Here is a 26307-nt window from a genome sequence, read left to right as displayed (position 1 = left end):
GGTACACGAGTACGCGGGTACGGAGAAGCCCTCGGGCGGGCGCACGGCACCCTCCGCAACGCCGGGCCCGGCGAGTAGCCTCGCGGCCATGCATGCGATCACGATCCCCGAACCCGGCGGTCCCGAGGCGCTCGTCTGGGCCGAGGTCCCCGATCCCGTACCCGGCGAGGGCGAGGTCCTGGTCGAGGTGGCGGCCAGCGCCGTCAACCGCGCCGACCTGCTCCAGCGCCAGGGCTTCTACGACCCGCCGCCCGGCTCGTCCCCGTACCCCGGGCTGGAATGCTCGGGCCGGGTGGCCGCGCTCGGTCCCGGCGTGAGCGGCTTCTCGGTCGGCGACGAGGTGTGCGCGCTGCTCGCGGGCGGCGGATACGCGGAGAAAGTCGCCGTCCCCGCAGGGCAGTTGCTGCCCGTGCCGGACGGCGTGGACCTGGTCACGGCGGCGGCGTTGCCCGAGGTCACTTGCACGGTCTGGTCGAACGTCTTCATGGTCGCCCACCTGCGCCCGGGCGAGACGCTGCTCGTGCACGGCGGGGCCAGCGGCATCGGCACGATGGCGATCCAGCTGGCGAAGGCCGTCGGCGCGCGGGTCGCGGTCACCGCGGGCGGCAAGGAGAAGCTGGACCACTGCGCGCGGCTCGGCGCGGACATCCTGATCGACTACCGCGAGCAGGACTTCGTCGAGGAGATCCGCGCGGCCACGGACGGCGCCGGCGCGGACGTCATCCTCGACATCATGGGCGCCAAATACCTGGAGCGGAACGTCAAGGCGCTCGCCGTGAACGGCCGGCTCGCGATCATCGGCCTGCAGGGCGGGGTGAAGGGCGAGCTCAACCTCGCCGCGCTCCTCAACAAGCGCGCGGCGATCACCGCGACCTCCCTGCGCGGCCGCCCGCTCACCGAGAAGGCCGCGATCGTCGCCGCCGTACGCGAACACGTGTGGCCGCTGATCGGGGCGGGCCGGGTCGCGCCGGTCGTCGACCGAACCCTCCCGATGGCGGAGGCGCCCGCCGCGCACCGCGTCCTGGAGGAGAGCGGCCACGTCGGCAAGGTCCTGCTCACCACCTGACCCGGCCGCGGGTCTCACCACCTGACCCGGCCGCGGGTCTCACCACCCGACCCGGCCGCGGTCCCACCGCCTGACCCGGCCGGGGCCGCACCACCGGCACGTACGCGAGGCCCTCCCCCGGACCGTTCCGAGATGCCCGACTCGTCCCTGCATGTGACGCTGACGGCAACGACCTCGGCGACTCGGCACCGGGAGGGGGCCTCGCAGTGACTCCACGCCTCCGCCCCTGCGTCCTGCTTGCCGTACTCCTCGCGGCGGTTCTGCTCCCCGCTTCCCCGGCCGGGGCGACGACCGCGGCGAACACCACGTACGCGGCGCCGAGAACGGCCCCCGACGAGACGCGCCGGCCGACCCCGCCGCACCCCGAGCCCTCGCTCGCCGGAAGCCGGGTCGGCGAGGGGCGGCAGCGGCCGGGCCGCGTCGAGCCGATCCCGGACCCGGAACCCCCACCGCAACGGCACAGCCGACACCACCCGCCCCGGCACCCCGGCCAGGCACAGCCGACCCGGCCCCCGCGGCACCCGCACGAGCAGCCGCCCGGCCACCCCGCCCGGCCGACCGAACCGCCCCGGCAGAGCCCGACCCCCGAGCCCAGCACCAAGGACGTGGCCGGGCACGACACCCGGCAGGCCGTCGACGGTCGGCGCGGCCCGGCCCCGGACGTGCTGCCGTTCGGGGCGGGCCTGGTCCTGATCGGCCTGGGCCTCGCCTTCCTCGCCGTACGCCTCCGACGCACCTGACCGCCCGCCCCGCCCCGCGCCGGGCGTACGAGAGAATGGCGGCATGGAGATGCCGAGGAACGACAGGTCGCAGGAAAACCCCCAGGTCCTGGTCGTGGGCCAGGACGGCATGGCTCTCGGCGGGGCCGGCGGGGACGACGAGGCGCGTGAGCTTCCCGTGACGGACATGGTGGAGCAGCCCGCCAAGGTCATGCGCATCGGCAGCATGATCAAGCAGCTGCTCGAAGAAGTGCGGGCGGCGCCTCTGGACGAGGCGAGCCGGGTGCGGCTCAAGGAGATCCACGCGAGCTCGGTGAAGGAGCTGGAGGACGGACTCGCGCCCGAGCTGGTCGAGGAGCTGGAGCGGCTCTCGCTGCCGTTCACCGACGAGACGACGCCGAGCGACGCCGAACTGCGCATCGCGCAGGCCCAGTTGGTGGGCTGGCTGGAGGGGCTCTTCCACGGCATCCAGACCACCCTGTTCGCCCAGCAGATGGCGGCCCGCGCGCAGCTGGAGCAGATGCGCCGCGCCCTGCCGCCCGGCGCCGGCGGCCACGACGAGGGCGACGAGCCCCCGCACGCGGGCCGCTCGGGCGGTCCGTACCTGTAGACGCAGAGCCAGACCCCGGACACGACACAGCCCGGACACGACAGAGCCCGGTCCACCGCACTCGGTGGGCCGGGCTCAGCCGTATACGCAGGTCGGACCCGCCGGGGCTACTGCGCCGGGTTGCCGCTGGAGACCTCCAGCTGGATGGTCGGCGGGTTCTCCGGGTCGAAGTCCGTGTCGGCGGTCGGGTACTGCTTCATGACCGTGCCCTCGCCGTACGTGTTCTCGTCCACGGTCGTGATCTTGTACTTCCAGCCGCCCTTCTGGATGCACTCCTTGACCGAGTCGATGTTGCGGTACTCGAACTTCGGCAGGGTCTTCATGCTCGGGTCGGAGAAGCTCTCGTCCGGCTCCGTGCACTCCGAGATCTCGATGACCTTGGTCTTGTCCGGGCCCTTGTGGCCCTCGACCTCGGCCGTCTCCGTCGGCTTGCTCTCCGGCTCCTCCTCGCCGCCGTTCAGCGACAGGGCCGTGATCAGACCGCCGATGGCGAGAACCGCCACCACGATCGCGCCGATGATCACCGGGGTGTTGCTCTTGCCGCCGCCCCCGTGGCTCCCGTGCCCGCCGGACGTGGCCGGCTGCGGGCTCAGGTTGTACGGCGCCGGGGTGCCCGGACCGCCCTGCTGCGGCGCGAAGTTGGCGGGCGCAGGGGTCGGGTAACCGCCCTGCTGCGGGTAGCCGTACCCGGCGGCGGGGCTGGGGGCCGGGGTGCCGGGGCCGCCGGGGCCGTACGGCGTCGGCTGGTACGGCTGCTGCACGCTGCCCGGGCCCGGTGCCGGAGTGCCCTGGTCCACGGGCGGGAACACCGAGGCGCCGACGCCCGCGCCGCTGCCGCCGTGCGCACCCGGGACGATGCTCGGGGCGGCGCCGCCCTGCAGCGACTGCACGACCCGCAGGCACTCGTCCCGCATCGCGTCGGCCGTGGGGAAGCGCTCGTTGGGGTTCTTCTTCAGCGCGCGGGCGACCAGCGCGTCCACCGCCGGGGGCAACGAACGGTTGATGGAGGACGGCGCGACCGGCTCCTCCTGGACGTGCGCATACGCGATGGCCAGCGGCGAGTCCGCCTCGAACGGCAGCCGCCCGGTGACCAGTTGGAACAGCATGATGCCGACCGAGTAGAGGTCGGAGCGGGCGTCCACACCGCGGCCCAGGGCCTGCTCGGGCGAGAGGTACTGCGGGGTGCCGACGACCATGCCGGTCTGCGTCATCGACGTCACGCCGGACTGCATGGCGCGGGCGATGCCGAAGTCCATGACCTTGACGACGTTCCGCTTCGTCACCATGACGTTGCCGGGCTTGATGTCGCGGTGGACCAGGCCCATCTCGTGGCTGATCTCCAGGGCCGCGAGCACGTCCGCGGTGACCTTGAGGGCGCGGTCGGTGGGCATCGCGCCGAACTGCGCGACGTCGGCGTCCAGGACGGAGCCGAGCGGCTTGCCCTCGACGTACTCCATCACGATGTACGGCATCGTGGAGCCGTCGATCTCGTCCTCGCCGGTGTCGAAGACCGAGACGATGTTGGTGTGCGTGAGCTTCGCCACGGACTGGGCCTCGCGGCGGAAGCGCTCGCGGAACGACTGCTCGCGGCCCAGCTCGGTGTGCAGGGTCTTGATCGCCACCTGCCGGTCGAGCACCGAGTCGTACGCCAGGTGGACGGAGGCCATGCCGCCTTCGCCGAGGAGGTCCCGCAGCTGGTACCGGCCGCCGGCCAGGGCACGCCCCGCGTACCGGCCGCCCTGTGCGCCGTCCTGGCTCATGTTTCCGCGTCCCCCATCGGCGCCGTCTCGCTGCGCTTGAAGCCTCGAAGATCCCTGGTTTTCCGGGCCAAGTCTGCCCGAGGGCACTGACACGTCAAGCCGGGTGCCCGTTCCGTGACCCTACGCGCAAGAACCGTCTCGCAAGCGTTACCGAGGACGTCCGACAAGTGATATGGGTCCCTCCGCCGTCCGTCACGCGTTCTGTGCTGCGTCCCGTCCTGGGTCCCGCGTCCTGGGTCCCGTCATGCGTTCCGTCACGGTCCTGTCACGTGGGTGGGTACAGACCACTCGATTTGCCCGAAACCCCGGGTAACAGGTTTGATGGCCGGTCCATCTCGAGCCGGCGCGCCGCGCCGAGGCTGTAGCGTGGCCCGACGGAGGCCGTAAGAAGAGACGCGCGCACTCGCCCATCCGTGGCGCTTGCAGGTGGGCGATGTCGGTTTACGGACCAGACGCGACCAGTTACGACAGGAAACGACGGCGAGGACTGATGGACCAGCAGCGCGCTCAGGGCCCGTCCGACCCCGAGGCGACTGGCGGCGGTATGTCAGATGCGCCTGAGATGTGGGGTAATGGCGGACTTGTCGGTGACGGACGATACCGGCTGACCCACAGACTCGGCCGCGGCGGCATGGCCGAGGTCTTCGCCGCCGAGGACGTACGCCTCGGGCGCACCGTCGCCGTGAAGCTGCTGCGCTCCGACCTCGCCGAGGACCCGGTCTCCAAGGCCCGCTTCACGCGCGAGGCCCAGTCGGTCGCCGGCCTGAACCACCACGCGGTGGTCGCGGTCTACGACTCCGGCGAGGACGTCATCGGCGCCAACACGATCCCGTACATCGTGATGGAGCTCGTCGAGGGCCGCACCATTCGTGACCTGCTGCTCAACGCCGAGGCGCCGGGGCCCGAGCAGGCCCTGATCATCGTCTCCGGCGTCCTGGAGGCGCTGGCCTACTCGCACCAGCACGGCATCGTGCACCGCGACATCAAGCCCGCCAACGTGATCATCACCAACACCGGTGCGGTGAAGGTGATGGACTTCGGCATCGCCCGGGCCCTGCACGGCGCGTCCAACACGATGACGCAGACCGGCATGGTCATGGGCACCCCGCAGTACCTCTCCCCGGAGCAGGCCCTCGGCAAGGCCGTCGACACCCGCTCCGACCTGTACGCCACGGGCTGCCTGCTGTACGAACTCCTCACGCTGCGGCCGCCGTTCACCGGTGAGACGCCGCTGTCGGTGGTCTACCAGCACGTGCAGGACATGCCGGTCCCGCCGTCCGAGCTGTCCGACGGGGTGCCGCCGGAGCTGGACGGCCTGGTGATGCGCTCCCTCGCGAAGGACCCGGACGACCGGTTCCAGACCGCCGAGGAGATGCGCGGCCTCGTCCAGTACGGCCTGCAGATGCTGCAGGACCAGGGCGGCCACACCGGCACGTGGAGCACCGGCCCCGTCGCCATGCACGAGGGCGGCAGCACCCCGGCGATGGGCGTCACCGGCGCCGCGGCCCGCCCGCACCCCGGCGACTCCGGCACGGCGCAGATGCAGCAGACGATGGTCCGCCCGATCGGGGAGGACGACGGCGGCTTCGACGGCGGCGACCGCGGCGGCCGGGGCGGTCGCGGAGGCAACGGCCGCGGCAAGATGTGGATCTTCGCGGTGCTGGCGATCGTCGCGATCGCGGTGGGCGTCGCCGTGGCCCTGAGCGCCACCGAGAGCGGCAAGAAGGACCCGGGCCCGGACAAGGACCCGAGGCCGACGCAGTCCCAGTCGAAGGACCCGACGGACGAGCCGACCGACGAGGAGACGACGGAGGAGGAGACGGAGCCCGGCAGCACCGGCGGCAACCCGGACTACACGGACACTCCGACCCAGCCCTCGTACACCCCGTCCGAGGACCCCACGTCGCAGGAGCCCACCGAGGACCCGACGACGCAGGAGCCGACGGAGGACCCGACGACGCAGGAGCCCACCGAGGAGCCGACGACCGAGGAGCCGACGGACCCGATCACGATCGACCCGACGGAGGAGGCCGGGAACTGACCGGCCAGGACGTACGACGAGGCCCGCTCACCGAGGGTGTGAGCGGGCCTCGTCGTATGTCGAAGAAGAATTGCGCCCCGGCATTAACGAATTGCGGGGCTTTTGAACCGACCGGTCAGTGCATTGTGAACGTACGGGTCAGTGCTTTTCGGCCTGCATACGGGCGACAAAGGCGGCGGCCTGCGAACGGCGTTCCATGCCGAGCTTCGAGAGCAGGCTGGAGACGTAGTTCTTGATGGTCTTCTCGGCCAGATGAAGTCGTTCGCCGATGGCACGGTTGGTGAGGCCCTCGCCGATCAGGTCGAGGATCTTGCGTTCCTGCTCGGTGAGGTTCGCGAGCCGGTCGTCGCCCTTGTTGGCGTTGCCGTCCCGCAGCCGCTCCAGGACGCGGGCCGTGGCCACCGGGTCGAGCAGGGACTTCCCGGCCGCGACGTCCCGTACGGCGGTGAGGAGCTCATTGCCGCGGATGGCCTTCAGGACGTACCCCGAGGCGCCGGCCATGATCGCGTCGAAGAGCGCCTCGTCGTCCGCGAACGAGGTCAGCATCAGGCACTTGATGTCCTCGTTCCGGGAGCGGATCTCGCGGCACACCTCGACGCCGCTGCCGTCGGGCAGACGGACGTCGAGCACCGCGACGTCGGGGCGCGTGGCGGGGATGCGGACCAGGGCGTCGGCGGCCGTGCCGGCCTCGCCCACCACCTCGATGTCCGACTCGACGGAGAGCAGCTCGTGGACTCCGCGACGGACGACTTCATGGTCGTCGAGCAGAAATACGCTGATTTTTCCTTCTTCGTGCACGGAGCCAGTGTCACACACCGACTCTTCCAATGCTCTGGGTGGCCGGGTTAACGTTCGCTTGCTCCGGACGCTCTGCAAGGCGCTGACCAGTAGTTGTTCCCGCTTTCTCGTATTTACTTGGAAATCCAAGCAAAGTCGCAGGTCAAGTGGGGTTTCGCAGATATGCGAAGCACTGGGTAACGTGCTTTGTGCAGGGCGCTCGCCGGGGCACCTGTCACGCCTGTTTTCCCCGCAGTGCCCACAGCGCACCCACCCCGTGCGCGGGCCGGGACGACAGGCGAGCCGCACTGGCTTACCCGGCGGATCCCGGGAAGCCGGACCGACGGAGGAGCACACGTGACCGTGGAGAGCACCGCCGCGCGCAAGCCTCGCAACAGCGGGGCGGGCACCAAGCGTGCAACCGCCAAAAAGGCGCCGGAGAAGACGCCGGCGAAGAAGGCGGCGGCCAAGAGCAAGGCGCGCGAAGCAGCACCGCACGACGCACCACAGCACGACCCCGAACTCGTCCAGTTGCTCACCCCCGAGGGGGAGCGGGTAGAGCACCCCGAGTACTCGATCGACCTCAGCGCCGACGAACTGCGCGCCCTCTACCGGGACATGGTGATGGCCCGCCGCTTCGACGCCGAGGCCGTCACGCTCCAGCGCCAGGGCGAGCTGGGCCTGTGGCCCTCGCTGCTCGGCCAGGAAGCGGCGCAGATCGGCTCCGGCCGCGCGCTCCGCGACGACGACTACGTCTTCCCGACCTACCGCGAGCACGGCGTCGCCTGGTGCCGCGGGGTCCCGCCGGAGAACCTGCTCGGCATGTTCCGCGGCGTCAACAACGGCGGCTGGGACCCGAACAGCAACAACTTCCACCTGTACACGATCGTCATCGGCTCGCAGGCCCTGCACGCCACCGGCTACGCGATGGGCGTCGCCAAGGACGGCGCCGACTCGGCCGTGATCGCGTACTTCGGGGACGGCGCCAGCAGCCAGGGCGACGTCGCCGAGTCCTTCACGTTCTCCGCGGTCTACAACGCCCCCGTCGTGTTCTTCTGCCAGAACAACCAGTGGGCGATCTCCGAGCCCACCGAGAAGCAGACCCGCGTCCCGCTCTACCAGCGCGCCCGCGGCTACGGCTTCCCCGGCGTCCGCGTCGACGGCAACGACGTCCTGGCCTGCCTGGCCGTGACCCGCGCCGCCCTGGAGCGCGCCCGCAACGGCGAAGGCCCCATGCTGGTCGAGGCGTTCACGTACCGCATGGGTGCGCACACCACGTCCGACGACCCGACCAAGTACCGCCGGGACGAGGAGCGGGCGGCCTGGGAGGCCAAGGACCCGATCCAGCGGCTGCGCACGTACCTGGAGACCGAGAAGCTCGCGGACGCCGACTTCTTCGCGGCGCTCGACGAGGAGAAGGAAGCGCTCGGCAGGCGGGTGCGCGAGGCGGTCCGTGCGATGGCCGACCCCGACCCGATGTCGATCTTCGAGAACGTCTACGCGGACGGCAGCGCGCTCGTCGACGAGGAGCGCGCCCAGTTCGCCGCCTACCAGGCGTCCTTCGCTGACTCGGCTGTCTCGGTGGAAGAGGGCAAGTGACCATGGCCGTACAGAAGTTGCCGATCGCCAAGGCGATCAACGAATCCCTGCGCAAGGCCCTCGAGACCGACCCCAAGGTCCTCGTCATGGGCGAGGACGTCGGCAAGCTCGGCGGCGTCTTCCGCGTCACCGACGGGCTGCAGAAGGACTTCGGCGAGGACCGGGTCATCGACACCCCGCTCGCCGAGTCCGGCATCGTCGGCACCGCCATCGGCCTGGCGCTGCGCGGCTACCGGCCGGTCGTGGAGATCCAGTTCGACGGATTCGTCTTCCCCGCGTACGACCAGATCGTCACGCAGCTCGCGAAGATGCACGCCCGCGCGCTCGGCAAGGTCAAGCTGCCGGTCGTCATCCGCATTCCGTACGGCGGCGGCATCGGCGCCGTCGAGCACCACTCCGAGTCGCCGGAGGCGCTGTTCGCGCATGTCGCGGGCCTCAAGGTGATCTCGCCGTCCAACTCGTCGGACGCGTACTGGATGATGCAGCAGGCCATCCAGAGCGACGACCCGGTGATCTACTTCGAGCCGAAGCGGCGCTACTGGGACAAGGGCGAGGTCGACACCGACGCCATCCCCGGCCCGCTGCACGCCGCGCAGACCGTCCGCCCCGGCACCGACCTGACGCTCGTCGCGTACGGGCCGATGGTGAAGGTCTGCCTGGAGGCCGCGGCCGCCGCGCAGGACGAGGGCAAGTCGATCGAGGTCGTCGACCTGCGCTCGATGTCGCCGATCGACTTCGACACGGTCCAGGCCTCGGTGGAGCGCACCGGCCGGCTCGTCGTCGTGCACGAGGCCCCGGTGTTCTACGGCTCCGGCGCGGAGATCGCGGCGCGGATCACCGAGCGCTGCTTCTACCACCTGGAGGCGCCCGTGCTGCGGGTCGGCGGCTACCACTCGCCGTATCCGCCCGCGCGGGTGGAGGAGGAGTACCTGCCGGGACTCGACCGGGTGCTCGACGCCGTCGACCGCTCGCTGGCGTACTGAGGGGAGCTGGATCGATGGTGTACGAGTTCAAGCTGCCCGACGTGGGCGAGGGTCTCACCGAGGCCGAGATCCTGAAGTGGTACGTCGAGCCGGGCGATGTCGTCTCCGACGGGCAGGTCGTGTGCGAGGTCGAGACGGCGAAGGCGGCTGTGGAGCTGCCGATCCCGTTCGACGGGGTCGTACGGGAGCTTCGCTTCGCCGAGGGTGCGACGGTGGACGTCGGCCAAGTGATCATCACCGTGGGCGACGGGGCGTCGGATGCGGCGCCCGAGCCGGAAGCTCCCGTTGAGGCCGAGGAGCCTCAGGGGCGTCAGCCTGTGCTGGTTGGCTATGGCGTCGCCGAGAGCTCGACCAAGCGGAGGGCACGGAAGGACGACTCGGCACGTGGGGCTGTGCCCACCCTCCCCCAAGCTCTCGACTCCGCTCGAGCAGGGGGGACCCCCATCGCCCCAGCGGAACAGATGCCCACAGCAGTGGCAGCGAATGGCACCGCCACCAACGGCGTCACCGTCCCCCGCCCCCTCGCCAAGCCCCCCGTCCGTAAGCTCGCCAAGGATCTCGGGGTCGACCTCGCCACCGTGACGCCCTCCGGGCCCGACGGGATCATCACGCGGGAGGACGTGCACGCGGCCGTCGCGCCCGCGCCCGAGCCCGTCGTGCAGGAGCAGGCCCCCGCCGAGGCGCCCGCGCCCACGTCCGCGCCCACCCCGGCCGCCGACGCCCGGGAGACCCGTATCCCCGTCAAGGGCGTGCGGAAGGCGACCGCGCAGGCCATGGTCGGGTCGGCGTTCACCGCTCCGCACGTCACCGAGTTCGTGACCGTCGACGTGACGCGGACGATGAAGCTCGTCGAGGAGCTGAAGCAGGACAAGGAGATGCAGGGGCTGCGGGTGAACCCGCTGCTGCTCGTCGCCAAGGCGCTGCTCGTCGCGATCAAGCGGAACCCGGACGTCAACGCCGCCTGGGACGAGGCCAACCAGGAGATCGTGCAGAAGCACTACGTGAACCTGGGGATCGCCGCCGCCACCCCGCGCGGGCTCATCGTGCCGAACATCAAGGACGCGCACGCCAAGACCCTGCCCCAACTGGCCGAGGCGCTCGGCGAGTTGGTGACCACGGCCCGGGAGGGCAAGACCTCCCCGGCCGCGATGCAGGGCGGCACCGTGACCATCACCAACGTCGGCGTCTTCGGCGTCGACACCGGCACGCCGATCCTCAACCCGGGCGAGTCGGCGATCCTCGCGGTCGGCGCGATCAAGCTCCAGCCGTGGGTGCACAAGGGCAAGGTCAAGCCGCGGCAGGTCACCACCCTGGCGCTCTCCTTCGACCACCGGCTCGTCGACGGCGAGCTGGGCTCCAAGGTCCTCGCGGACGTCGCGGCGATCCTGGAGCACCCCAAGCGCCTGATCACCTGGGCGTAGGTAGCCTGCGTACGACGAGCCCGGGTCGCGCCCGCACGGCGCGGCCCGGGCTCACCCCTGTCCCGATCCCGCCCGTCTCCGCCCGCCGCCCGTCCCCGCCCGCCCGTCCCCGTACGAAAGCCTCCGCCGTGCACGTCGTCCGGTTGCTCCTCGCCGTCCTCTCCGGGGCGCTCATATCCCTGCAGGCCCGCATCAACGGCCAGCTCGCCGCCGAGCTCGGCGACGGCACCGCGGCCGCCGTGCTCTCCTTCGGCTCCGGCCTGCTCGTGCTCTCCCTCGGCCTCGCCGCGGTCGCGGCAGCCCGGCAGGGGCTCGGCCGGGTGTGGCAGGACCTACGTCAACAGCGGCTGAAGTGGTGGCAGTTGCTCGGCGGCTGCGGCGGGGCGACGTTCGTGCTCGCGCAGGGCCTGACCGTCGGGGCGCTCGGCGTCGCCCTGTTCACCGTGGCCGTCGTCGCCGGGCAGGTCGGCGGCGGACTGCTCGTCGACGCCAAGGGGCTCGGGCCCGCGGGGCCGCAGCGGCCGACGGTGCGACGGGCCGTGGGCGCCGGGCTCGTGCTGCTCGCCGTCGGGGTGTCGATGGCCGACCGGCTCGGCGCGGGCTTCCCGTACCTGGCGCTCGTGCTGCCCGTGGTCGCCGGGGTGTGCGTCAGCTGGCAGCAGGCCGTGAACGGGCACGTACGGCTCTCGTCCGGGTCCGCGTACACCGGGACGTTCTTCAACTTCCTCACCGGGACTGCCGCGCTGGGCCTGGTCTTCGTCGTCCACGCGGTCGCGGCCGGGGTGCCGGCGGGGCTGCCGGGTGATCCGTACCTCTACCTCGGCGGGCTCGTCGGGATCGTGTTCATCTCCATCGCCGTGGCCACCGTGCAGAAACTCGGCGTGCTGCTCCTCGGCCTGTGCACCATCACCGGGCAGCTGCTCGGCTCGCTCGCCCTCGACGTGTTCCTGCCGCACGGGGACGCGCAGGTCAGCGCGTTCACCGTGGGCGGCGCGGCGCTGGCGCTCGCGGCCGTCGCGCTGGCCGCGGTGTCCGGCTCCCGCACCGGGAGCGGCGGGAGCCGGATCAGGGCCGCGGGCCGGATCGGGACCGCGGGGCGTGCCGTCAGTCCTGCTGAGCGCCGCTCGGCAGCTGACGCAGACGCATCGTCTTCGCGGAGTTCGACTTGAAGCCGTGGTCGAGCAGCTTCGCCGCGTCGGCGTAGCGGTTCGAGTCGTTCAGGATCGCGCCGACCAGCGTCCTGTCGCCACGGGTCGCGGCGAACACCAGGCAGGGGCCGGCGGAGGTGCCGGTACCGGTCTTGATGCCGATGGCGCCCTTGTACGAGCCGAGCAGCTTGTTGGTGTTGTACCAGGTGTACGTGCGGGTGCCGCCGCTGCCGGCGGGCGCTTTCTGCTGCGTCGACTTCGCCTTCACGACCGTACGGAACGTGGAGTTCTTGACCGCGTGCCCGGCCAGCTTGGCGAGGTCCTTCGGCGTCGAGTAGTTCCGGCCGCCCTTCGAGATGCCGTCGAAGGAGTCGAACTTCGTGTTCTTCATGCCGAGTTGGGCGGCCTTCTTGTTCATCTTCCCGATGAACGAGGCCGTCCGGTCCTTCGTCGTCGAGCCGCTGCCGAACGCGTCGGCCAGCGCGTACGCCGCGTCGCAGCCCGAGGGCAGCAGCGTCGCGTACAGCAGCTGGCGCACGGTCAGCTTGTCGCCGGTGCGCAGGTCGGCGGTGCTGGCGCCCTGCTTGGCGACGTAGTCGCGGTACGCCTTCTTGACGGTGATCTTGCGGTCGAGGTTCAGGCCGGGGCTGTCCAGGACGACGGCCGCGGTCATCACCTTGGTCGTGGACGCCATCTGGCGCCTGGTGTCGACGGCCTTGCCGTAGAGCTGCTTTCCGCTCTTCGCGTCCGCCAGATAGGCGCCCTTGGCGCTGACGGACGGGCCGGACGCGGCCTGCGCGGGCGCCGCGAGCGGGGAGACGACCAGGGCGGCGCCGGTCGTGAGGACGACGGCGGCGCCTCTGCGCACGCCGCGGTTGGTACGGATCAAAGTCGGTGCTCCGAATTCACGTAAGCGTCGGTTCGCGTAAGCGTCGGTGGGCTTCGCTGCCTTACGGAGGCAAGACGAGCGGGCGGGGCGAATGGATGCCTACTCGTACGAGTGAATGCGGGCCGATCAGCCCAGCGCGCGCACCCGCCGGACGACCCGTGCCGGACCCGCGCCGTACCCTGCGCCGGACCTGCGGCGTCCCGCATCGCGGACGCGAGTACCTGTTGCACCCCTGTTGTATCTATGCTGTGCGCATGCCTGCCGCACCCTCTCCCGCCCCCGCACCCCCGACGAAGCAGCCCCCCGCCGCGGAGCGCGTCTACCAGCACGTGAAGCAGGCCGTCCTGGAGCGGCGGTACGAGGGCGGCACGCTCCTCACCGAGGGCGAGCTGGCCACCGACGTGGGCGTCTCCCGTACGCCGGTGCGCGAGGCGCTGCTCAAGCTGGAGGTCGAAGGGCTCCTGAAGCTCTACCCGAAGAAGGGCGCCCTGGTCCTGCCGGTCTCCGCGCAGGAGATCGCGGACGTGGTCGAGACCCGGCTGCTCGTCGAGGAGCACGCGGCGCGCAAGGCCGTGCCCGCGCCCGCCGGGCTGATCGAGCGCCTGGAGGAACTGCTCGCTCAGCAGCGTGAGCAGGCCGCGGCCGGGGACTTCGCCGCGGCCGCCGTCAGCGACCGCTGCTTCCACGCGGAGATCGTCCGCAGCGGCGGCAACGAGATCCTCTCCCGCCTCTACGACCAGCTCCGCGACCGGCAGCTGCGGATGGGCGTCGCCGTGATGCACTCGCACCCCGACCGCATCGCCAAGACCCTCGGCGAGCACGCCGAGATCCTCGACGCGCTGCGCGCCGGGGACGCGGACGCGGCCGTCGCCGTCGTCCACCGCCACGTCGGCTGGTTCTCCAACCTGGCCCGGGGAGACGTGCGATGAGCTCCTCCGCGAGCAGGCTCCCCGGCGATCCGCCGGGCGGCCGCAGAGCCGTCGCGGTCTGGTCGATCGGCGTCGCCGTCTACTTCGTCGCCGTCATCTTCCGCACCTCGCTCGGCGTCGCCGGACTCGACGCCGCCGAGCGCTTCCACGTCAGCGCCTCCGCCCTGTCGACGTTCTCGATCCTCCAGCTCCTCGTCTACGCGGGCATGCAGATACCCGTCGGCCTGATGGTCGACCGGCTCGGCACGAAGCGGGTGCTGACCCTCGGCGTCGTCCTCTTCACCGTCGGCCAGCTCTCCTTCGCCCTCGCGCCCTCGTACGGCATGGCGCTCGCCGCGCGTGCGCTGCTCGGCTGCGGGGACGCGATGACGTTCATCAGCGTGCTGCGCCTCGGCACCCGCTGGTTCCCGGCCCGCCGCGGCCCCCTCGTCGCCCAGCTCGCCGGGCTCATCGGGATGGGCGGCAACCTGGTGTCCACGCTGGTGCTCTCCCGGATGCTGCACGGCCTCGGCTGGACCGCCGCGTTCGTCGGCAGCTCCCTCGCGGGCGTCGTCGTCCTCGTCCTGCTGCTGCTCTTCCTCAAGGACCACCCGGAGGGCCACGAGCCGCCGCCGGTCAAGCAGGCCCAGGGCCCCGCGTTCGTACGGCGGCAGATAGCCGAGGCGTGGCGGGAGCCCGGCACCCGGCTCGGCCTGTGGGTGCACTTCACCACGCAGTTCCCGATGATGGTGTTCACGCTGCTGTGGGGGCTGCCGTTCCTGGTGGAGGCGCAGGGCCTGTCCCGCGCCGCCGCGGGCGAACTCCTCACCCTGACCGTCCTGTCGAGCATGACCATCGGCCTCGTCTACGGCCAGATCATCGCCCGCCACCACCGCGCCCGCACCCCGCTCGTCCTCGGCACGGTCGGAGCGACGGCCCTGGTCTGGGCGCTCACGCTCGGCTGGGGAGGTACGGCGCCGACGGCGCTGCTCGTCGTCCTGTGCATGGTGCTCGGCACCTGCGGCCCGGCCTCGATGATCGGCTTCGACTTCGCCCGCCCGGCCAACCCGCCGGAGCGCCAGGGCACGGCCTCCGGGATCGTCAACATGGGCGGCTTCGTGGCGTCCATGACCACGCTGCTCGCGGTGGGCGTGCTGCTCGACGCGACGGGCCAGAACTACCGGATCGCGTTCTGCTCGATCTTCGTCCTGGAGGCCCTGGGCATCACCCAGATCCTGCGGCTGCGGCGGCGCGCGGTCCGCCTGGAGAGCGAGCGGCTGGTGGCCAGCCGGGTGGAGGCGGTGCACGTCCCGGCGTAAATCCAGCCCGTCCCGGGGGCACGGGACGGCTACACCGTCATCGCCAGGTTCCGCAGAATCGCCTCGCCCAGGTCCTGGTCGCCGTCCACCTTGACCCGGTCCCGTACGGCCCCCGCCTTCACGCGGCCGCAGCACAGCCGGAAGAACGTCTCCCAGTCGAGCGCCAGCGTGACCGCAGGGCCGAGCGACGGGGCGTTGTCGACGGTGCCCCGGCCGTCGGCGTCGATGCGGACCGTGCGCAGGAAGTCGACGGGCTCGCCCACGTCGAAGACGACCGCCGAGTTCGCGGGCGCCCCGGCCCCCTTGGCGACCGCCTTCGGCAGGCCGGAGATGAGGATGTCCCGCGCGACGTACGCGCCGGGGGAGTCCAGGTTGCCGGGGGTGTCGAGGGCCGTGCGCAGGTCCTGCTCGTGCACCCACACGTCGAACGCCCGCTTGCGGAGCGCCTCTTCGAGCGGTTCCTGGTTGCCGAGCGGCCCGCGCACCGTGGTCTGCGGGTCCCGCGTCTCGTTCCGCAGCTGCCGCGCCCGCCGGATGATCGTGTACTCCAGCTCGGCGGTCATCTCCGGCGCCGTGTGGTGCCGGCGCACATCGACCTGCACCTCCATGTAGCGCTGCAGCTCGGTCTGTACGTGGTACAGGTCCCGGGGCAGCGAGTGGATCGGCCGGGGGTCGCCGAGCATCTCGCAGTCAAGGCCGATGACATGGGAGACGACGTCCCGCACGGACCAGCCGGGGCAGGGCGTCGCCAGGTTCCAAGAGCCCTCCGCGAGCGGGGTGACCAGCTCGGATATGGCCTCCACGGAGTGGGTCCAGGCGTCGGCGTAGGACTGGATGCTGGGATGGACGGTCACGTGACCCCTCGGGCGGTTCGTCAGTACGGGCTCGGCAAGACTGCGGGGAAGGCTCGGCCCCTTAAGTTACGCTGCCGCACGGGCCGCTTGCAGTGCTTTCGTGTGACGATCGTAGGCGGTGATGGGTACTCGAATGCCAGGACGGTGGTAGTGTGCGCGCCTCGCTGATCCAGATCGACGTAGACCCTGATGAAACGGTCAATTCCCGCCGCTCCAGGGTGGCTTCACTGGTACGGGAGCAGGCCGGGGCCGACCTCGTGATCCTGCCGGAGCTGTGGACGGTCGGCGCCTTCGCGTACGACTCCTTCGGCCCCGAGGCGGAGGCGCTGCGCGGGCCCACGCACGACGCGATGGCGGCCGCCGCGCACGACGCGGGAGTCTGGCTGCACGCGGGCTCGATCGTGGAGCGCGAGGACACCGGCACGCTCTACAACACGACCCTGTTCTTCAACCCCGACGGCGCCCTGGCCCGCACGTACCGGAAGATCCACCGCTTCGGCTTCGACAAGGGCGAGGCCGCGATGATGGGCGCGGGCGCGGAGCTCGTGACGGTGCCGCACCCGTCGACCGTCCTCGGCCTCGCCACCTGCTACGACCTGCGCTTCCCCGAGCTGTTCCGGGGCCTGGTCGACGCCGGCGCCGAGACCCTCGTCGTCTCCGCCGGCTGGCCCGAGCGCCGCCGCGCCCACTGGACGCTGCTCGCGCAGGCCCGCGCGGTCGAGAACCAGGCGTACGTCCTGGCCTGCGGCACCGCCGGAACGCACGCGGACGTGCCGCAGGCGGGGCACAGCATCGTGGTCGACCCGTGGGGCGAGGTGCTTGCGGAGGCGGGGCACGGGGAGGAGGTCCTGACCGTGGACTTCGACCCGAGCACGGTCGCGACGACGAGGGACCGTTTCCCGGCGCTGAAGGACCGCGTCCTGGGCTGACCCCAGGGGGCTCCGCCCCCGGCCCCCCGATCAGGTCCCCTCCCCGCCCCTTCCCGAAAGCCTGCGGCGCCGTCCGGGTTGCTCGCGCAGTTCCCCGCGCCCCTGTCGGGGCACGTCGTCCCCCCGCCGCCGCTGTGGGCAGGCGTGCCCCTCCGGCGATTGAGGAGACGGGGGGCCGGGGGCGGAGCCCCCTGGGGGTCAGCCGTGGTCCCGCTCCGCCAGGCGGATCACGCAGACCGTCACCGCGATCAGCAACGCCGGGTCCGCGTCCTCCCGCACCACGTTCACCCCGTACGTGTCCCGCAACGTCAACCACCGCCGCGAGATCTCCGCAAGCAGCTCCCCGTCGTACTCGACCGCGAACTCCCGGTCGAGGATCTTGCCGCTGACGTCCAGCTCCGTGCCGTCGACCAGCGTCACCCGGTAGTGGTTGCGCAGCAGCGAGAGCCGTTTGCGCCGCACCGTGGCCAACGGCTCCTCGCCGCGCTCGATCGTCATCGTGTCCCGCAGCGCCAGCATCTTCTTGCGGATGTCGATCAGCACGGCGCCCTGCGGGTCCTTCAGCTCGAACGTCTCCCGCAGCCGCATCGCCTTGCCGTCCACGAGGAACGCCTTGCGGCCCTGCTCGTCCTCGATCCAGTAGTCGTCGCCGATGCCGAAGACCCGGTCGCGTACCACGTATCTCATGGCGGGAATGCGTACCCGCCCGCATGAGGTTGGATGGGGACATGGCTACACGTGCACGCGTTCGGGCCCCCGAGCTGATCGGCAAGGGCGGCTGGCTGAACACAGGAGATCAGCAGTACACCCTCGCCGACCTGCGGGGACGCATCGTCGTCCTCGACTTCTGGACGTTCTGCTGCATCAACTGTCTGCACGTCCTGGACGAGCTCCGCGAGCTGGAGCGGAAGCACGCCGACACCCTCGTGATCATCGGCGTGCACTCCCCGAAGTTCGTGCACGAGGCCGAGCACCAGGCGGTCGTCGACGCCGTCGAGCGGTACGAGGTGCACCACCCGGTGCTCGACGACCCGGAGCTCGCCACCTGGAAGCAGTACGCGGTCCGCGCCTGGCCCACCCTCGTCGTCATCGACCCCGAGGGGTACGTGGTCGCGCAGCACGCCGGCGAGGGGCACGCGCACGCCATCGAGAAGCTCGTCGAGGAGCTGGAGGCCGAGCACGAGGCGAAGGGCACGCTCCGCCGCGGCGACGGCCCGTACGTCCCGCCGGAGCCCGTCGCCACCGACCTCCGCTTCCCCGGCAAGGCCCTCCTGCTGCCCACCGGCACCTTCCTCGTCTCCGACTCGACCCGGCACCAGCTGGTCGAGCTGGAGGCGGACGGCGAGACCGTCGTACGCCGCATCGGCAGCGGCGAGCGCGGCTTCGGGGACGACGCGTTCAGCGAACCGCAGGGCCTGGCGCTGCTGCCCGACGGCAAGGTGATCGTCGCGGACACCGTCAACCACGCGCTGCGCACGTACGACCCGGAGACCGGCGCCGTCGAGACGGTCGCGGGCACCGGGCGGCAGTGGATGCAGGGCGAGCCCACGAGCGGCCCCGCACGCGAGGTGAGCCTTTCCTCGCCGTGGGACGTGGCGGTCTTCGACGGCCTCGTCTGGATCGCCATGGCCGGTGTGCACCAGCTGTGGACGTACGACCCGGAGACCGGCACCGTGCAGGTCGCCGCCGGCACCACCAACGAGGGCCTCGTCGACGGACCGGCCGCCGAGGCCTGGTTCGCGCAGCCGTCCGGGCTCGCCGCGACCGAGGACCGGCTGTGGATCGCCGACTCGGAGACGAGCGCCCTGCGCTGGATCGACAAGGACCGCGTCGTCCACACCGCCGTCGGCACCGGCCTCTTCGACTTCGGGCACCGCGACGGCGCCGCCGAACAGGCCCTGCTGCAGCACCCGTTGGGCGTCACCGCACTCCCCGACGGCTCCGTCGCGATCAGCGACACGTACAACCACGCGCTGCGCCGCTTCGACCCGGCGAGCGGTGAAGTCACCACCCTGGCAACAGACTTGCGGGAGCCGAGCGACGCGGTCGTGGCCGGCGAGGACGTGGTCGTCGTCGAGTCCGCGCGCCACCGCCTCACCCGACTGCGGCTCCCCGAGGAGGCCGTACGCGTCGAGTCGGTCGCCCACCGCACCCAGCGCGCCGCCACCGAAGTCGCCCCGGGCGCACTCCAGTTGGACGTCGTCTTCCAGGCGCCGACGGGCCAGAAGCTCGACACCCGCTACGGACCGTCGACCCGCCTGCTCGTCTCCTCCACCCCGCCGGAGCTGCTGCTCGACGGCGAGGGCGCCGGCACCGACCTGTCCCGCGGCCTCACCCTCAACCCCGAGGTCACGGAGGGCGTCCTGCACGTCTCCGCGATGGCGGCGAGCTGCGACGACGACCCGGACAACGAATACCCCGCCTGCCACGTCCACCAACAGGACTGGGGCGTCCCCCTCCGCCTGACCGAGACCGGCACGGACCGCCTGCCGCTGGTGCTCGCGGGCCTGGACGGCTGACGCCCGCCCGACCGGCCACCGGTCACGCGCCTGGCGGCGCCGAGTTCATCGGCTCGGCGCCGACCGCGCTGCTGCGCGATGGCCACGACTCCGCTGGTCATCGGCGCGGGCGGGGAGCCCGAGCAGATCCTGATCGACGACGGGATCTTCGGCTGCATCAAGGACGTCACCGACGTCTGGACCGGCACCTGGCGGCCTGCTCGGCCCGTGCAAGGAGCCGCAGTCGGCGCGGCCGGACGGCCGGCGGGCGGCCACCCCGTCGCCCGGCCCCCGGCCGGAGCTGCCGCTGGGCGGTCACTGCGCCGTCAGGCCTGGCCCGTGGCTTCGTCGGTGTCCCGGTCGACCTCACGAGAACCGGCACGGGCCGCCTGCCCGTTCGGTGCCGGCGGCTGCCCCCTCGCCCCGCCTGCTCGGCCGCGGCCGGAGCTGCCGTCGGCGGTGGTGGGGTGGGACGGCTAGCGCAAGAACCGGCTAGGCGGGCGGCCGTCCCGCCGCCCCATCGCCGGCCCTGCCCGGCCCCGTCGGAGCTGCCGCTGGGCGGCGACGGTGGTGATCGGCCTGGCCCGTGGCTTCGTCGTCGCTCCTGGGCGCGCGTGGACGTCCCCGGTCCGCCTCGCCGATGGCCGTACGGCCCAGCTGCCGCCGGTGCTTGCGGGCGGTCGGCGAACGAGTGGGCGGGCGGGCCGTCGACCCGCCTCCCGGCCCGGCTCCGCTCGGCGGCCGGCCGTGCCTCAGTACGTGTGGTGGTGGTGATGGTGCGGGCGGTCCTCCTCGACCACCGGCTCGTGGGGGCCCATCAGCAGCCGCCTGCGTCGTGCGATGGACGTGTACGTCGCCACGCCGATCAGGCCGGCGGCCATCAGGATCAGCCCGACCACGTCCAGGTCGACGCCCCGCATCTCCCAGTCGCTGGCGAACGTGAGGATGGCCCCTGCGGCGATCAGCAGGATGCATCCGCCCAGGCCCATGGATCTCGCCTCCTTGAGTTCCGCATGTACGGCTGTTCCGACGCCCGGGTACCCGAGGTCGGAACAGCCATGCGGGGCAGGCGAGTTGGGCCCGCCCAGGGCCCTGGGGCCCCGCGCTCAGCCCTCCAGGAACGCCGTCAGCGCGTTCGCGAGCAGGTACGGGTCGTCCGAGCCGCACAGCTCGCGGGCGCTGTGCATCGACAGGATCGCGACGCCGATGTCGACCGTCCTGATGCCGTGCCGGGCCGCGGTGATCGGGCCGATGGTCGTGCCGCACGGCATCGAGTTGTTGGACACGAACGACTGGAACGGCACTCCGGCCTTCTCGCACGCCGCCGCGAACACCGCACGCCCCGAACCGTCCGTCGCGTACCGGTTGTTGACGTTGACCTTGAGGATCGGACCGCCGCCCGCGCGCGGCAGGTGCGTCGGGTCGTGCCGCTCCGCGTAGTTGGGGTGCACGGCGTGCCCGGTGTCGGAGGACAGGCAGACGGTGCCGGCGAAGGCGCGGGCCTTGTCCTCGTGGCTGCCGCCGCGGGCGTAGACGGAACGTTCAAGCACCGAGCCGAGCAGCGGGCCGTCCGCGCCGGTGTCGGACTGCGAGCCGTTCTCCTCGTGGTCGAACGCGGCGAGCACCGGGATACTGCGCCCATTCGTCTGCTCCGCAGAACGCAGGCTCTCGGACCCGGCGACGGCGACCAGCGCGGCCGTACCGGCGTGCACCGAAAGGAGGTTGTCCATCCGCGGCCCGGCGAGCAGCTCCTTGTCGCGGCCCAGGTAGGCGGGCGGCTCCACGGAGTGCGTCATCAGGTCCCAGCCGGTGACCTCACCCGCCGGAAGCGAAAGCTCCTCCTCCAGGAACCGGATGAGGTCGCCCTCGCGGGCGTCGCCGAGCCCCCAGACGGGCTGCATGTGCTTCTGCTTGTCGAGCTGCAGCCCCTTCTCGTAGATCGACCGGTCCATGTGGATGGCGAGTTGGGGTACGCGCAGCAGCGGCCGGTCGACGTTGACGAGGCGGGTCGAGCCGTCGCGCAGGGAGAGCCGGCCGGCGAGGCCCAGGTCCCGGTCGAGCCAGGAGTTGAGCAGCGGCCCGCCGTAGATCTCCACGGCGACCTGCCGCCAGCCGTGCGCCCCGGTGTCCGGCAGCGGCTTGACCCGCAGGTTCGGGGAGTCGGTGTGCGCGCCCACGATGCGGAACGGGGTGTGCGGGGAGGCGCCCTCCGGCACGTACCAGGCGATGACGGCGCCGCCGCGCAGCACGTACTTGCCGCCGCTCGTCCCGTCCCAGGCGTCGGTCTCCAGGACCTGCCGGAACCCGGCCTTCTCAAGGCGCTCCGCGACGCTCGCCACCGCGTGGTACGGGGACGGGCTCGCGCTGAGGAAGGACATCAGGTCGTCGGTGTGTCCGCGGTCGAACCGGGAGGGCGATGAGCTCATGGTGTTCACCTTAACGACGTACGCGGGCCCTCTCCCCGGGATGGGAAGAGGGCCCGCGCAGTGGGGGTGGGAAAGGGTTCTCGAACCTGTCCTCGGGGCTGCTTAGAACGCGGCCTCGTCCAGCTCCATCAGCTCCAGGCCCGACTCGCTGGTCGACTGGGCAAGCTTGCGGGCGCCGGTGACGCCGGGCAGGACGTTGGCGGCGAAGAACTTCGCGGCCGCGATCTTGCCGGTGTAGAAGGCCTTGTCCTTCGAGGAGGCGGTCGGCAGCTTCTCGGCGGCCACGGCGGCGCCGCGCAGCAGCAGGTAGCCGACGACCACGTCACCGGAGGCCATCAGCAGGCGGGTGCTGTTGAGGCCGACCTTGTAGATGGACTTGACGTCCTTCTCGGTGGCGGCGAGGTCGGTGAGCATCAGGCCGACGATGGCCTCCAGCTCGACGGCGGCCTTGGCGAGCTGCTCGCGAGCAGCGGCCAGCTCGTCGCCGCCGGTGCCGACGGCCAGGAACTTCTTGATCTCCTCGGCCAGGCCGTTCAGGGCGGCGCCCTGGTTGCGGACGATCTTCCGGAAGAAGAAGTCCTGGCCCTGGATGGCCGTGGTGCCCTCGTAGAGGGTGTCGATCTTGGCGTCCCGGATGTACTGCTCGATCGGGTACTCCTGCAGGAAGCCGGAGCCGCCGAAGGTCTGCAGCGACTGGGCGAGCTGCTCGTAGCCCTTCTCCGAGCCGTAGCCCTTCACGATCGGCAGGAGCAGGTCGTTGAGGGCCTCGAGCGCCTTGGTGTCCTCGCCCGCGGCCTCCTTCAGGGCGATCTCGTCCTGGACGGCGGCGGTGTGCAGGACCAGGGCGCGCATGCCCTCCGCGTACGCCTTCTGCGTCATCAGGGAGCGGCGCACGTCCGGGTGGTGCGTGATGGTGACCTTGGGCGCGGTCTTGTCCATGAACTGCGACAGGTCGGAGCCCTGGACGCGTTCCTTGGCGTACTCGAGGGCGTTCAGGTAGCCCGTCGACAGCGTGGAGATCGCCTTCGTGCCGACCATCATGCGGGCGAACTCGATGATGCGGAACATCTGGCGGATGCCGTCGTGCTTGTCGCCGATCAGCCAGCCCTTGGCGGGGTGCTGGTCGCCGAAGGTCATCTCGCAGGTGTTGGACGCCTTGAGGCCCATCTTGTGCTCGACGTTGGTGGCGTAGACGCCGTTGCGCTCGCCCAGCTCGCCGGTCTCGAAGTCGAAGAGGTACTTCGGGACGAGGAAGAGGCTCAGGCCCTTGGTACCGGGGCCGGCGCCCTCCGGACGCGCGAGCACGTAGTGAAGGATGTTCTCCTCCATGTCGTGCTCACCGGACGTGATGAAGCGCTTGACGCCCTCGATGTGCCAGGAGCCGTCCTCCTGCTGCACGGCCTTGGTGCGGCCGGCGCCGACGTCCGAACCGGCGTCCGGCTCGGTGAGGACCATCGTGGAGCCCCAGGTCTTCTCGACCGCGATCTGGGCCCACTTCTTCTGCTCCTCGGTGCCCTCCTCGAAGAGGATGCGGGCGAACGCCGGACCGGAGGAGTACATCCACACGGCCGGGTTGGCGCCGAGGATCAGCTCCGCGTACGCCCAGATCAGGGACGGCGGGGCGGTGGTGCCGCCGATCTCCTCGGGCAGGCCGAGACGCCAGTACTCGGAGTCCATGAAGGCCTTGTAGCTCTTCTTGAAGGACGCCGGGACGGGCGCGGTGTTGGTCTCCGGGTCGAAGACCGGCGGGTTCCGGTCGGCGTCCGCGAAGGACTCGGCCAGCTCGTTCTCGGCAAGGCGGGTCAGCTCCGACAGCACGCTCTTCGCGGTGTCGGTGTCCATCTCCGCGAACGGGCCGCTGCCGTACAGCTTGTCGCGACCGAGCACCTCGAAGAGGTTGAACTCGATGTCCCGGAGGTTCGACTTGTAGTGCCCCATGGCGACGGCTCCGTAAAGGTTCGGGAGGCGGACTCTCATACACGTACCAGCAAGTAGCTACGATGATGCTACCCGTCGGTAATAAGGCGCAACCCCTGAACGGCGAACTGTGACGAGGCTCTAATCCGCGGACGATTCGCCGGGGGTCTCCGACGCGGGCGCTCCGGCGTAGTGGGTGCGCAGCTCCGAGAAGACGCCGAAGGCCGCGGCGGTCAGCGGCACGGCGAGCAGCATGCCGAGGATCCCCGCCACCGAGGCGCCCGCGGTGATCGCCAGCATCACGACCGCCGGATGCATCTGCACCGTCCGGCTCTGGATCATCGGCTGCAGCAGATGCCCCTCGATGACCTGCACGGCGAGCACCACGCCGAGCGCCCACAGCGCGATCACGAACCCCCGGTCGGCGAGCGCCACGAGGATCGCCACGGCCCCGGAGATGAACGCCCCGAGGTACGGGATGTACGCGCCGACGAACACCAGCGCCCCCAGCCCCACCGCGCCCGGCACCCGCAGGATCAGCAGGCCGACGGTGATCAGGACGGCGTCGATCAGGGCGATCAGCGTGGTCCCGCGCATGAAGCCCTCGATCGCCTCGAAGGCCTTGCGCCCCATCTGCTCCAGGGCGTCACCGCGGCGCGGGGCGAGGGTGTGCAGGGCGGCGGTGGCGCGGTCGGAGTCGCGCAGGAAGAAGAAGACGAGCAGCAGCGCCAGTACGGCCATGGCGATGACCTCGCCGACGACGCTGACGCCGCTGATCACCCCGGAGGCCGCGGTGCCGCCGAACTTCGACAGCAGGTCCTTGGAGTTCTTCGCGAGGTCGTCGAGGGAGGTCCCGGCGGCGCCGAGGTGCTCGGCGAGCGACTTCGCGGCGTCCCGCAGCGAGGCGATGATCTGGTCCCCGGTCTCGATCAGCGCGCTCACCACGATGTACGTGGCTCCGCCGGTGACGATCAGTACGGCGAGACAGGTGAGGCCCGCGGCCAGCGACTTGTTGACGTGCAGCGCGAGCAGCCGCCGGTACAGCGGGCCGAGCAGCGCGGTGCCGAGCAGCGCGAGCAGGACCGGGGTGACGGCGGTCTTGAAGGTGATGCAGAGCCAGACTCCGAGCCCGGCGAGCGTGGCGGCGAGCAGCAGCACGACGCACCAGGCGGCGAGGCGTCGGACGGGGGTGGGGAGCAGGGTCTGCACGGTTGCAGGTGATCACGGGAGGGGGCGCCCGGCACGTCCGGACGCCCCGCCCGAGTGAGGCTCGCCCAGGGAGCTCCGCCCCCGGCCCGCGCATTCCGGCCGTCGTTCGGCTGCGGCGCCGTCGTGGCCGGTCGCGCGGTTCCCCGCGCCCCTGAGGTCGGCTCCCTACATGCCGTGGACCGCCGGCACCGTGCCCAGGCGGCCCCGCTGGAAGTCCTCGAAGGCCTGCTGGAGTTCGGCCTGGGTGTTCATGACGAACGGGCCGTAGTGGGCCATCGGCTCGCGGATGGGGCGGCCGCCGAGGAGGACGATCTCCAGGTCCGGCGTGTGCCCGTCCTGCTTCTCGTCCGCGCGGACGGTCAGCGACGAGCCGGCCCCGTACACCGCGGTCTGGCCCATCTGGATCGGGCGCCGCTCCTCGCCGACGGTGCCGCGTCCGGCCAGGACGTACGCGAGGCCGTTGAAGTCCGCGCGCCAGGGCAGGGTGACCGAGGCGCCGGGGCGGACCGTGGCGTGGATCATCGTGATCGGGGTGTGCGTGATGCCGGGGCCCTCGTGGCCGTCGAGCTCACCGGCGATGACACGGAGCAGCGCGCCGCCGTCCGCCGAGGAGAGCAGCTGGACCTGGCCGCCGCGGATGTCCTGGTAGCGCGGGTCCATCATCTTGTCGGCCGCGGGCAGGTTGACCCACAGCTGGAGGCCGTGGAAGAGCCCGCCGGACATGACGAGGGACTCCGGCGGTGCCTCGATGTGCAGCAGGCCGCTGCCGGCGGTCATCCACTGGGTGTCGCCGTTCTGGATGGTGCCGCCGCCGCCGTTGGAGTCCTGGTGCACGAAGGTGCCGTCGATCAGGTACGTCACGGTCTCGAAGCCGCGGTGCGGGTGCCACGGGGTGCCCTTGGGCTCGCCCGGCGCGTACTCCACCTCGCCCATCTGGTCCATCATGATGAACGGGTCGAGGTGCTTGTAGTTGATGCCCGCGAAGGCGCGGCGCACCGGGAAGCCCTCGCCCTCGAAGCCGGACGGGGCGGTCGTCACGGCGAGCACCGGACGCGGGGTGGCGTCGGCGGGTGCGGTCACTCGGGGCAGGGTCAGCGGGTTCTCGACGGTCACTGCGGGCATGGTCGGTACCTCCTTGTGGTTCGAGAGTAGTTGAATCTCGAACTTTCTGCCACCCGTAACGCAGCGCACCCCGTGGGCATTCCGGCCCACGGGGTGCGAGGTGAGGTTCGGT

At 71.3% G+C, this 26307-nt stretch carries 23 protein-coding genes; 13 read left to right on the top strand and 10 right to left on the bottom strand.

What is annotated here, in order from left to right; genetic code table 11:
* The first annotated feature begins 88 nt into the window (after nt 1-88).
* The 3 genes from ACIDOF_RS12145 (at nt 89) to ACIDOF_RS12135 (ending at nt 2395) form a co-directional block, all read left to right on the top strand.
* A complete protein-coding gene (locus tag ACIDOF_RS12145) occupies nt 89-1066 on the top strand; it encodes an NAD(P)H-quinone oxidoreductase (protein ID WP_409005829.1) in 978 nt (325 codons plus the stop codon).
* Nucleotides 1067-1272: 206 nt separating this feature from the next.
* Complete coding sequence (locus ACIDOF_RS12140) at nt 1273-1806, top strand: hypothetical protein (RefSeq protein ID WP_409005828.1); 534 nt, start codon at nt 1273-1275, stop codon at nt 1804-1806.
* Between the two features lie 43 nt (nt 1807-1849).
* On the top strand, nt 1850-2395 hold the full coding sequence (locus ACIDOF_RS12135) for a bacterial proteasome activator family protein (protein ID WP_409005827.1): 546 nt from the start codon (nt 1850-1852) through the stop codon (nt 2393-2395).
* 107 nt (nt 2396-2502) lie between these two features.
* Here ACIDOF_RS12135 and ACIDOF_RS12130 read toward each other — a convergent pair whose 3' ends face one another.
* Nucleotides 2503-4155: a protein kinase domain-containing protein gene (locus ACIDOF_RS12130; protein WP_409005826.1), complete on the bottom strand. Its 1653-nt coding sequence runs from the start codon at nt 4153-4155 to the stop codon at nt 2503-2505.
* Between the two features lie 487 nt (nt 4156-4642).
* On the opposite strand from ACIDOF_RS12130, the gene ACIDOF_RS12125 reads away from it, so the two are divergent.
* The gene (locus ACIDOF_RS12125; protein ID WP_409006082.1) at nt 4643-6196 is read left to right on the top strand and encodes a protein kinase domain-containing protein; all 1554 of its coding nucleotides are present in this window, start codon (nt 4643-4645) and stop codon (nt 6194-6196) included.
* 138 nt (nt 6197-6334) lie between these two features.
* Here ACIDOF_RS12125 and ACIDOF_RS12120 read toward each other — a convergent pair whose 3' ends face one another.
* Nucleotides 6335-6994: a response regulator gene (locus tag ACIDOF_RS12120; RefSeq protein WP_409005825.1), complete on the bottom strand. Its 660-nt coding sequence runs from the start codon at nt 6992-6994 to the stop codon at nt 6335-6337.
* A 336-nt stretch (nt 6995-7330) separates the two neighbouring features.
* On the opposite strand from ACIDOF_RS12120, the gene pdhA reads away from it, so the two are divergent.
* The 4 genes from pdhA to ACIDOF_RS12100 all read left to right on the top strand — a co-directional run bounded on the left by pdhA (nt 7331) and on the right by ACIDOF_RS12100 (nt 12145).
* Nucleotides 7331-8572 carry a pyruvate dehydrogenase (acetyl-transferring) E1 component subunit alpha gene (gene pdhA, locus ACIDOF_RS12115; protein WP_409005824.1) on the top strand — a complete coding sequence of 414 codons (1242 nt, stop codon included), beginning with the start codon at nt 7331-7333 and terminating at the stop codon, nt 8570-8572.
* Nucleotides 8573-8574: 2 nt separating this feature from the next.
* A complete protein-coding gene (locus ACIDOF_RS12110; protein WP_409005823.1) occupies nt 8575-9555 on the top strand; it encodes an alpha-ketoacid dehydrogenase subunit beta in 981 nt (326 codons plus the stop codon).
* A gap of 14 nt (nt 9556-9569) precedes the next feature.
* A complete protein-coding gene (locus ACIDOF_RS12105; protein ID WP_409005822.1) occupies nt 9570-10976 on the top strand; it encodes a dihydrolipoamide acetyltransferase family protein in 1407 nt (468 codons plus the stop codon).
* Between the two features lie 128 nt (nt 10977-11104).
* Nucleotides 11105-12145, top strand: coding sequence for a DMT family transporter (locus tag ACIDOF_RS12100; protein WP_409005821.1), 1041 nt, complete (start codon nt 11105-11107; stop codon nt 12143-12145).
* On the opposite strand, the gene ACIDOF_RS12095 is transcribed toward ACIDOF_RS12100, so the two are convergent.
* Nucleotides 12081-12992, bottom strand: coding sequence for a D-alanyl-D-alanine carboxypeptidase family protein (locus tag ACIDOF_RS12095; RefSeq protein ID WP_409005820.1), 912 nt, complete (start codon nt 12990-12992; stop codon nt 12081-12083). The genes ACIDOF_RS12100 and ACIDOF_RS12095 overlap by 65 nt on opposite strands.
* A gap of 275 nt (nt 12993-13267) precedes the next feature.
* On the opposite strand from ACIDOF_RS12095, the gene ACIDOF_RS12090 reads away from it, so the two are divergent.
* Together ACIDOF_RS12090 and ACIDOF_RS12085 are read left to right on the top strand one after the other, a co-directional pair.
* Nucleotides 13268-13942, top strand: coding sequence for a GntR family transcriptional regulator (locus ACIDOF_RS12090; protein WP_409005819.1), 675 nt, complete (start codon nt 13268-13270; stop codon nt 13940-13942).
* Nucleotides 13939-15240: an MFS transporter gene (locus ACIDOF_RS12085; protein WP_409005818.1), complete on the top strand. Its 1302-nt coding sequence runs from the start codon at nt 13939-13941 to the stop codon at nt 15238-15240. The genes ACIDOF_RS12090 and ACIDOF_RS12085 overlap by 4 nt, the downstream gene beginning before the upstream one ends.
* A gap of 29 nt (nt 15241-15269) precedes the next feature.
* Here ACIDOF_RS12085 and ACIDOF_RS12080 read toward each other — a convergent pair whose 3' ends face one another.
* Entirely contained in the window at nt 15270-16094 is an 825-nt protein-coding gene (locus ACIDOF_RS12080) for a maleylpyruvate isomerase family mycothiol-dependent enzyme (protein ID WP_409005817.1), read from the bottom strand.
* Between the two features lie 152 nt (nt 16095-16246).
* Here ACIDOF_RS12080 and ACIDOF_RS12075 point away from each other — a divergent pair, with 152 nt between their 5' ends.
* A complete protein-coding gene (locus tag ACIDOF_RS12075) occupies nt 16247-17023 on the top strand; it encodes a carbon-nitrogen family hydrolase (RefSeq protein ID WP_409005816.1) in 777 nt (258 codons plus the stop codon).
* Between the two features lie 198 nt (nt 17024-17221).
* Here the strand turns inward: ACIDOF_RS12075 and ACIDOF_RS12070 are convergent, their stop codons facing one another.
* Entirely contained in the window at nt 17222-17710 is a 489-nt protein-coding gene (locus ACIDOF_RS12070) for an LURP-one-related/scramblase family protein (protein ID WP_409005815.1), read from the bottom strand.
* A gap of 41 nt (nt 17711-17751) precedes the next feature.
* On the opposite strand from ACIDOF_RS12070, the gene ACIDOF_RS12065 reads away from it, so the two are divergent.
* On the top strand, nt 17752-19542 hold the full coding sequence (locus ACIDOF_RS12065) for an NHL domain-containing thioredoxin family protein (protein ID WP_409005814.1): 1791 nt from the start codon (nt 17752-17754) through the stop codon (nt 19540-19542).
* Between the two features lie 78 nt (nt 19543-19620).
* On the top strand, nt 19621-20001 hold the full coding sequence (locus tag ACIDOF_RS12060; RefSeq protein ID WP_409005813.1) for a hypothetical protein: 381 nt from the start codon (nt 19621-19623) through the stop codon (nt 19999-20001).
* Between the two features lie 272 nt (nt 20002-20273).
* On the opposite strand, the gene ACIDOF_RS12055 is transcribed toward ACIDOF_RS12060, so the two are convergent.
* The 5 genes from ACIDOF_RS12055 to ACIDOF_RS12035 all read right to left on the bottom strand — a co-directional run bounded on the left by ACIDOF_RS12055 (nt 20274) and on the right by ACIDOF_RS12035 (nt 26195).
* Nucleotides 20274-20510 carry a hypothetical protein gene (locus ACIDOF_RS12055; RefSeq protein WP_409005812.1) on the bottom strand — a complete coding sequence of 79 codons (237 nt, stop codon included), beginning with the start codon at nt 20508-20510 and terminating at the stop codon, nt 20274-20276.
* A gap of 117 nt (nt 20511-20627) precedes the next feature.
* Nucleotides 20628-21947 (bottom strand): M18 family aminopeptidase, encoded by a 1320-nt coding sequence (locus tag ACIDOF_RS12050; protein ID WP_409005811.1) that lies wholly within the window; start codon nt 21945-21947, stop codon nt 20628-20630.
* A 102-nt stretch (nt 21948-22049) separates the two neighbouring features.
* Nucleotides 22050-23885, bottom strand: a complete 1836-nt coding sequence (locus ACIDOF_RS12045) for an acyl-CoA dehydrogenase (RefSeq protein WP_409005810.1) — start codon at nt 23883-23885, stop codon at nt 22050-22052.
* Nucleotides 23886-24005: 120 nt separating this feature from the next.
* Nucleotides 24006-25073, bottom strand: coding sequence for an AI-2E family transporter (locus tag ACIDOF_RS12040; protein WP_409005809.1), 1068 nt, complete (start codon nt 25071-25073; stop codon nt 24006-24008).
* 165 nt (nt 25074-25238) lie between these two features.
* Nucleotides 25239-26195 (bottom strand): pirin family protein, encoded by a 957-nt coding sequence (locus ACIDOF_RS12035; RefSeq protein WP_409005808.1) that lies wholly within the window; start codon nt 26193-26195, stop codon nt 25239-25241.
* Between the last annotated feature and the right edge of the window lie 112 nt (nt 26196-26307).

This window comes from Streptomyces sp. Da 82-17 (assembly GCF_046098215.1).
GTDB lineage: Bacteria > Actinomycetota > Actinomycetes > Streptomycetales > Streptomycetaceae > Streptomyces.
The sequence above is the reverse complement of the archived record's forward strand: the minus strand, read 5'-3'. Positions and strand labels throughout refer to the sequence as shown.

What these genes read in the sequence shown, in the direction of transcription:
- ACIDOF_RS12145 (WP_409005829.1), top strand. Translation starts at nt 89, where the DNA reads ATGCATGCGATCACGATCCCCGAACCCGGCGGTCCCGAGGCGCTCGTC.
- ACIDOF_RS12050 (WP_409005811.1), bottom strand. Translation starts at nt 21,947, where the DNA reads ATGAGCTCATCGCCCTCCCGGTTCGACCGCGGACACACCGACGACCTG.
- ACIDOF_RS12045 (WP_409005810.1), bottom strand. Translation starts at nt 23,885, where the DNA reads ATGGGGCACTACAAGTCGAACCTCCGGGACATCGAGTTCAACCTCTTC.
- ACIDOF_RS12065 (WP_409005814.1), top strand. Translation starts at nt 17,752, where the DNA reads ATGGCTACACGTGCACGCGTTCGGGCCCCCGAGCTGATCGGCAAGGGC.
- ACIDOF_RS12105 (WP_409005822.1), top strand. Translation starts at nt 9,570, where the DNA reads ATGGTGTACGAGTTCAAGCTGCCCGACGTGGGCGAGGGTCTCACCGAG.
- ACIDOF_RS12135 (WP_409005827.1), top strand. Translation starts at nt 1,850, where the DNA reads ATGGAGATGCCGAGGAACGACAGGTCGCAGGAAAACCCCCAGGTCCTG.
- ACIDOF_RS12055 (WP_409005812.1), bottom strand. Translation starts at nt 20,510, where the DNA reads ATGGGCCTGGGCGGATGCATCCTGCTGATCGCCGCAGGGGCCATCCTC.
- ACIDOF_RS12070 (WP_409005815.1), bottom strand. Translation starts at nt 17,710, where the DNA reads ATGAGATACGTGGTACGCGACCGGGTCTTCGGCATCGGCGACGACTAC.
- ACIDOF_RS12130 (WP_409005826.1), bottom strand. Translation starts at nt 4,155, where the DNA reads ATGAGCCAGGACGGCGCACAGGGCGGCCGGTACGCGGGGCGTGCCCTG.
- ACIDOF_RS12110 (WP_409005823.1), top strand. Translation starts at nt 8,575, where the DNA reads ATGGCCGTACAGAAGTTGCCGATCGCCAAGGCGATCAACGAATCCCTG.
- ACIDOF_RS12085 (WP_409005818.1), top strand. Translation starts at nt 13,939, where the DNA reads ATGAGCTCCTCCGCGAGCAGGCTCCCCGGCGATCCGCCGGGCGGCCGC.
- ACIDOF_RS12060 (WP_409005813.1), top strand. Translation starts at nt 19,621, where the DNA reads ATGGCCACGACTCCGCTGGTCATCGGCGCGGGCGGGGAGCCCGAGCAG.
- ACIDOF_RS12035 (WP_409005808.1), bottom strand. Translation starts at nt 26,195, where the DNA reads ATGCCCGCAGTGACCGTCGAGAACCCGCTGACCCTGCCCCGAGTGACC.
- ACIDOF_RS12090 (WP_409005819.1), top strand. Translation starts at nt 13,268, where the DNA reads ATGCCTGCCGCACCCTCTCCCGCCCCCGCACCCCCGACGAAGCAGCCC.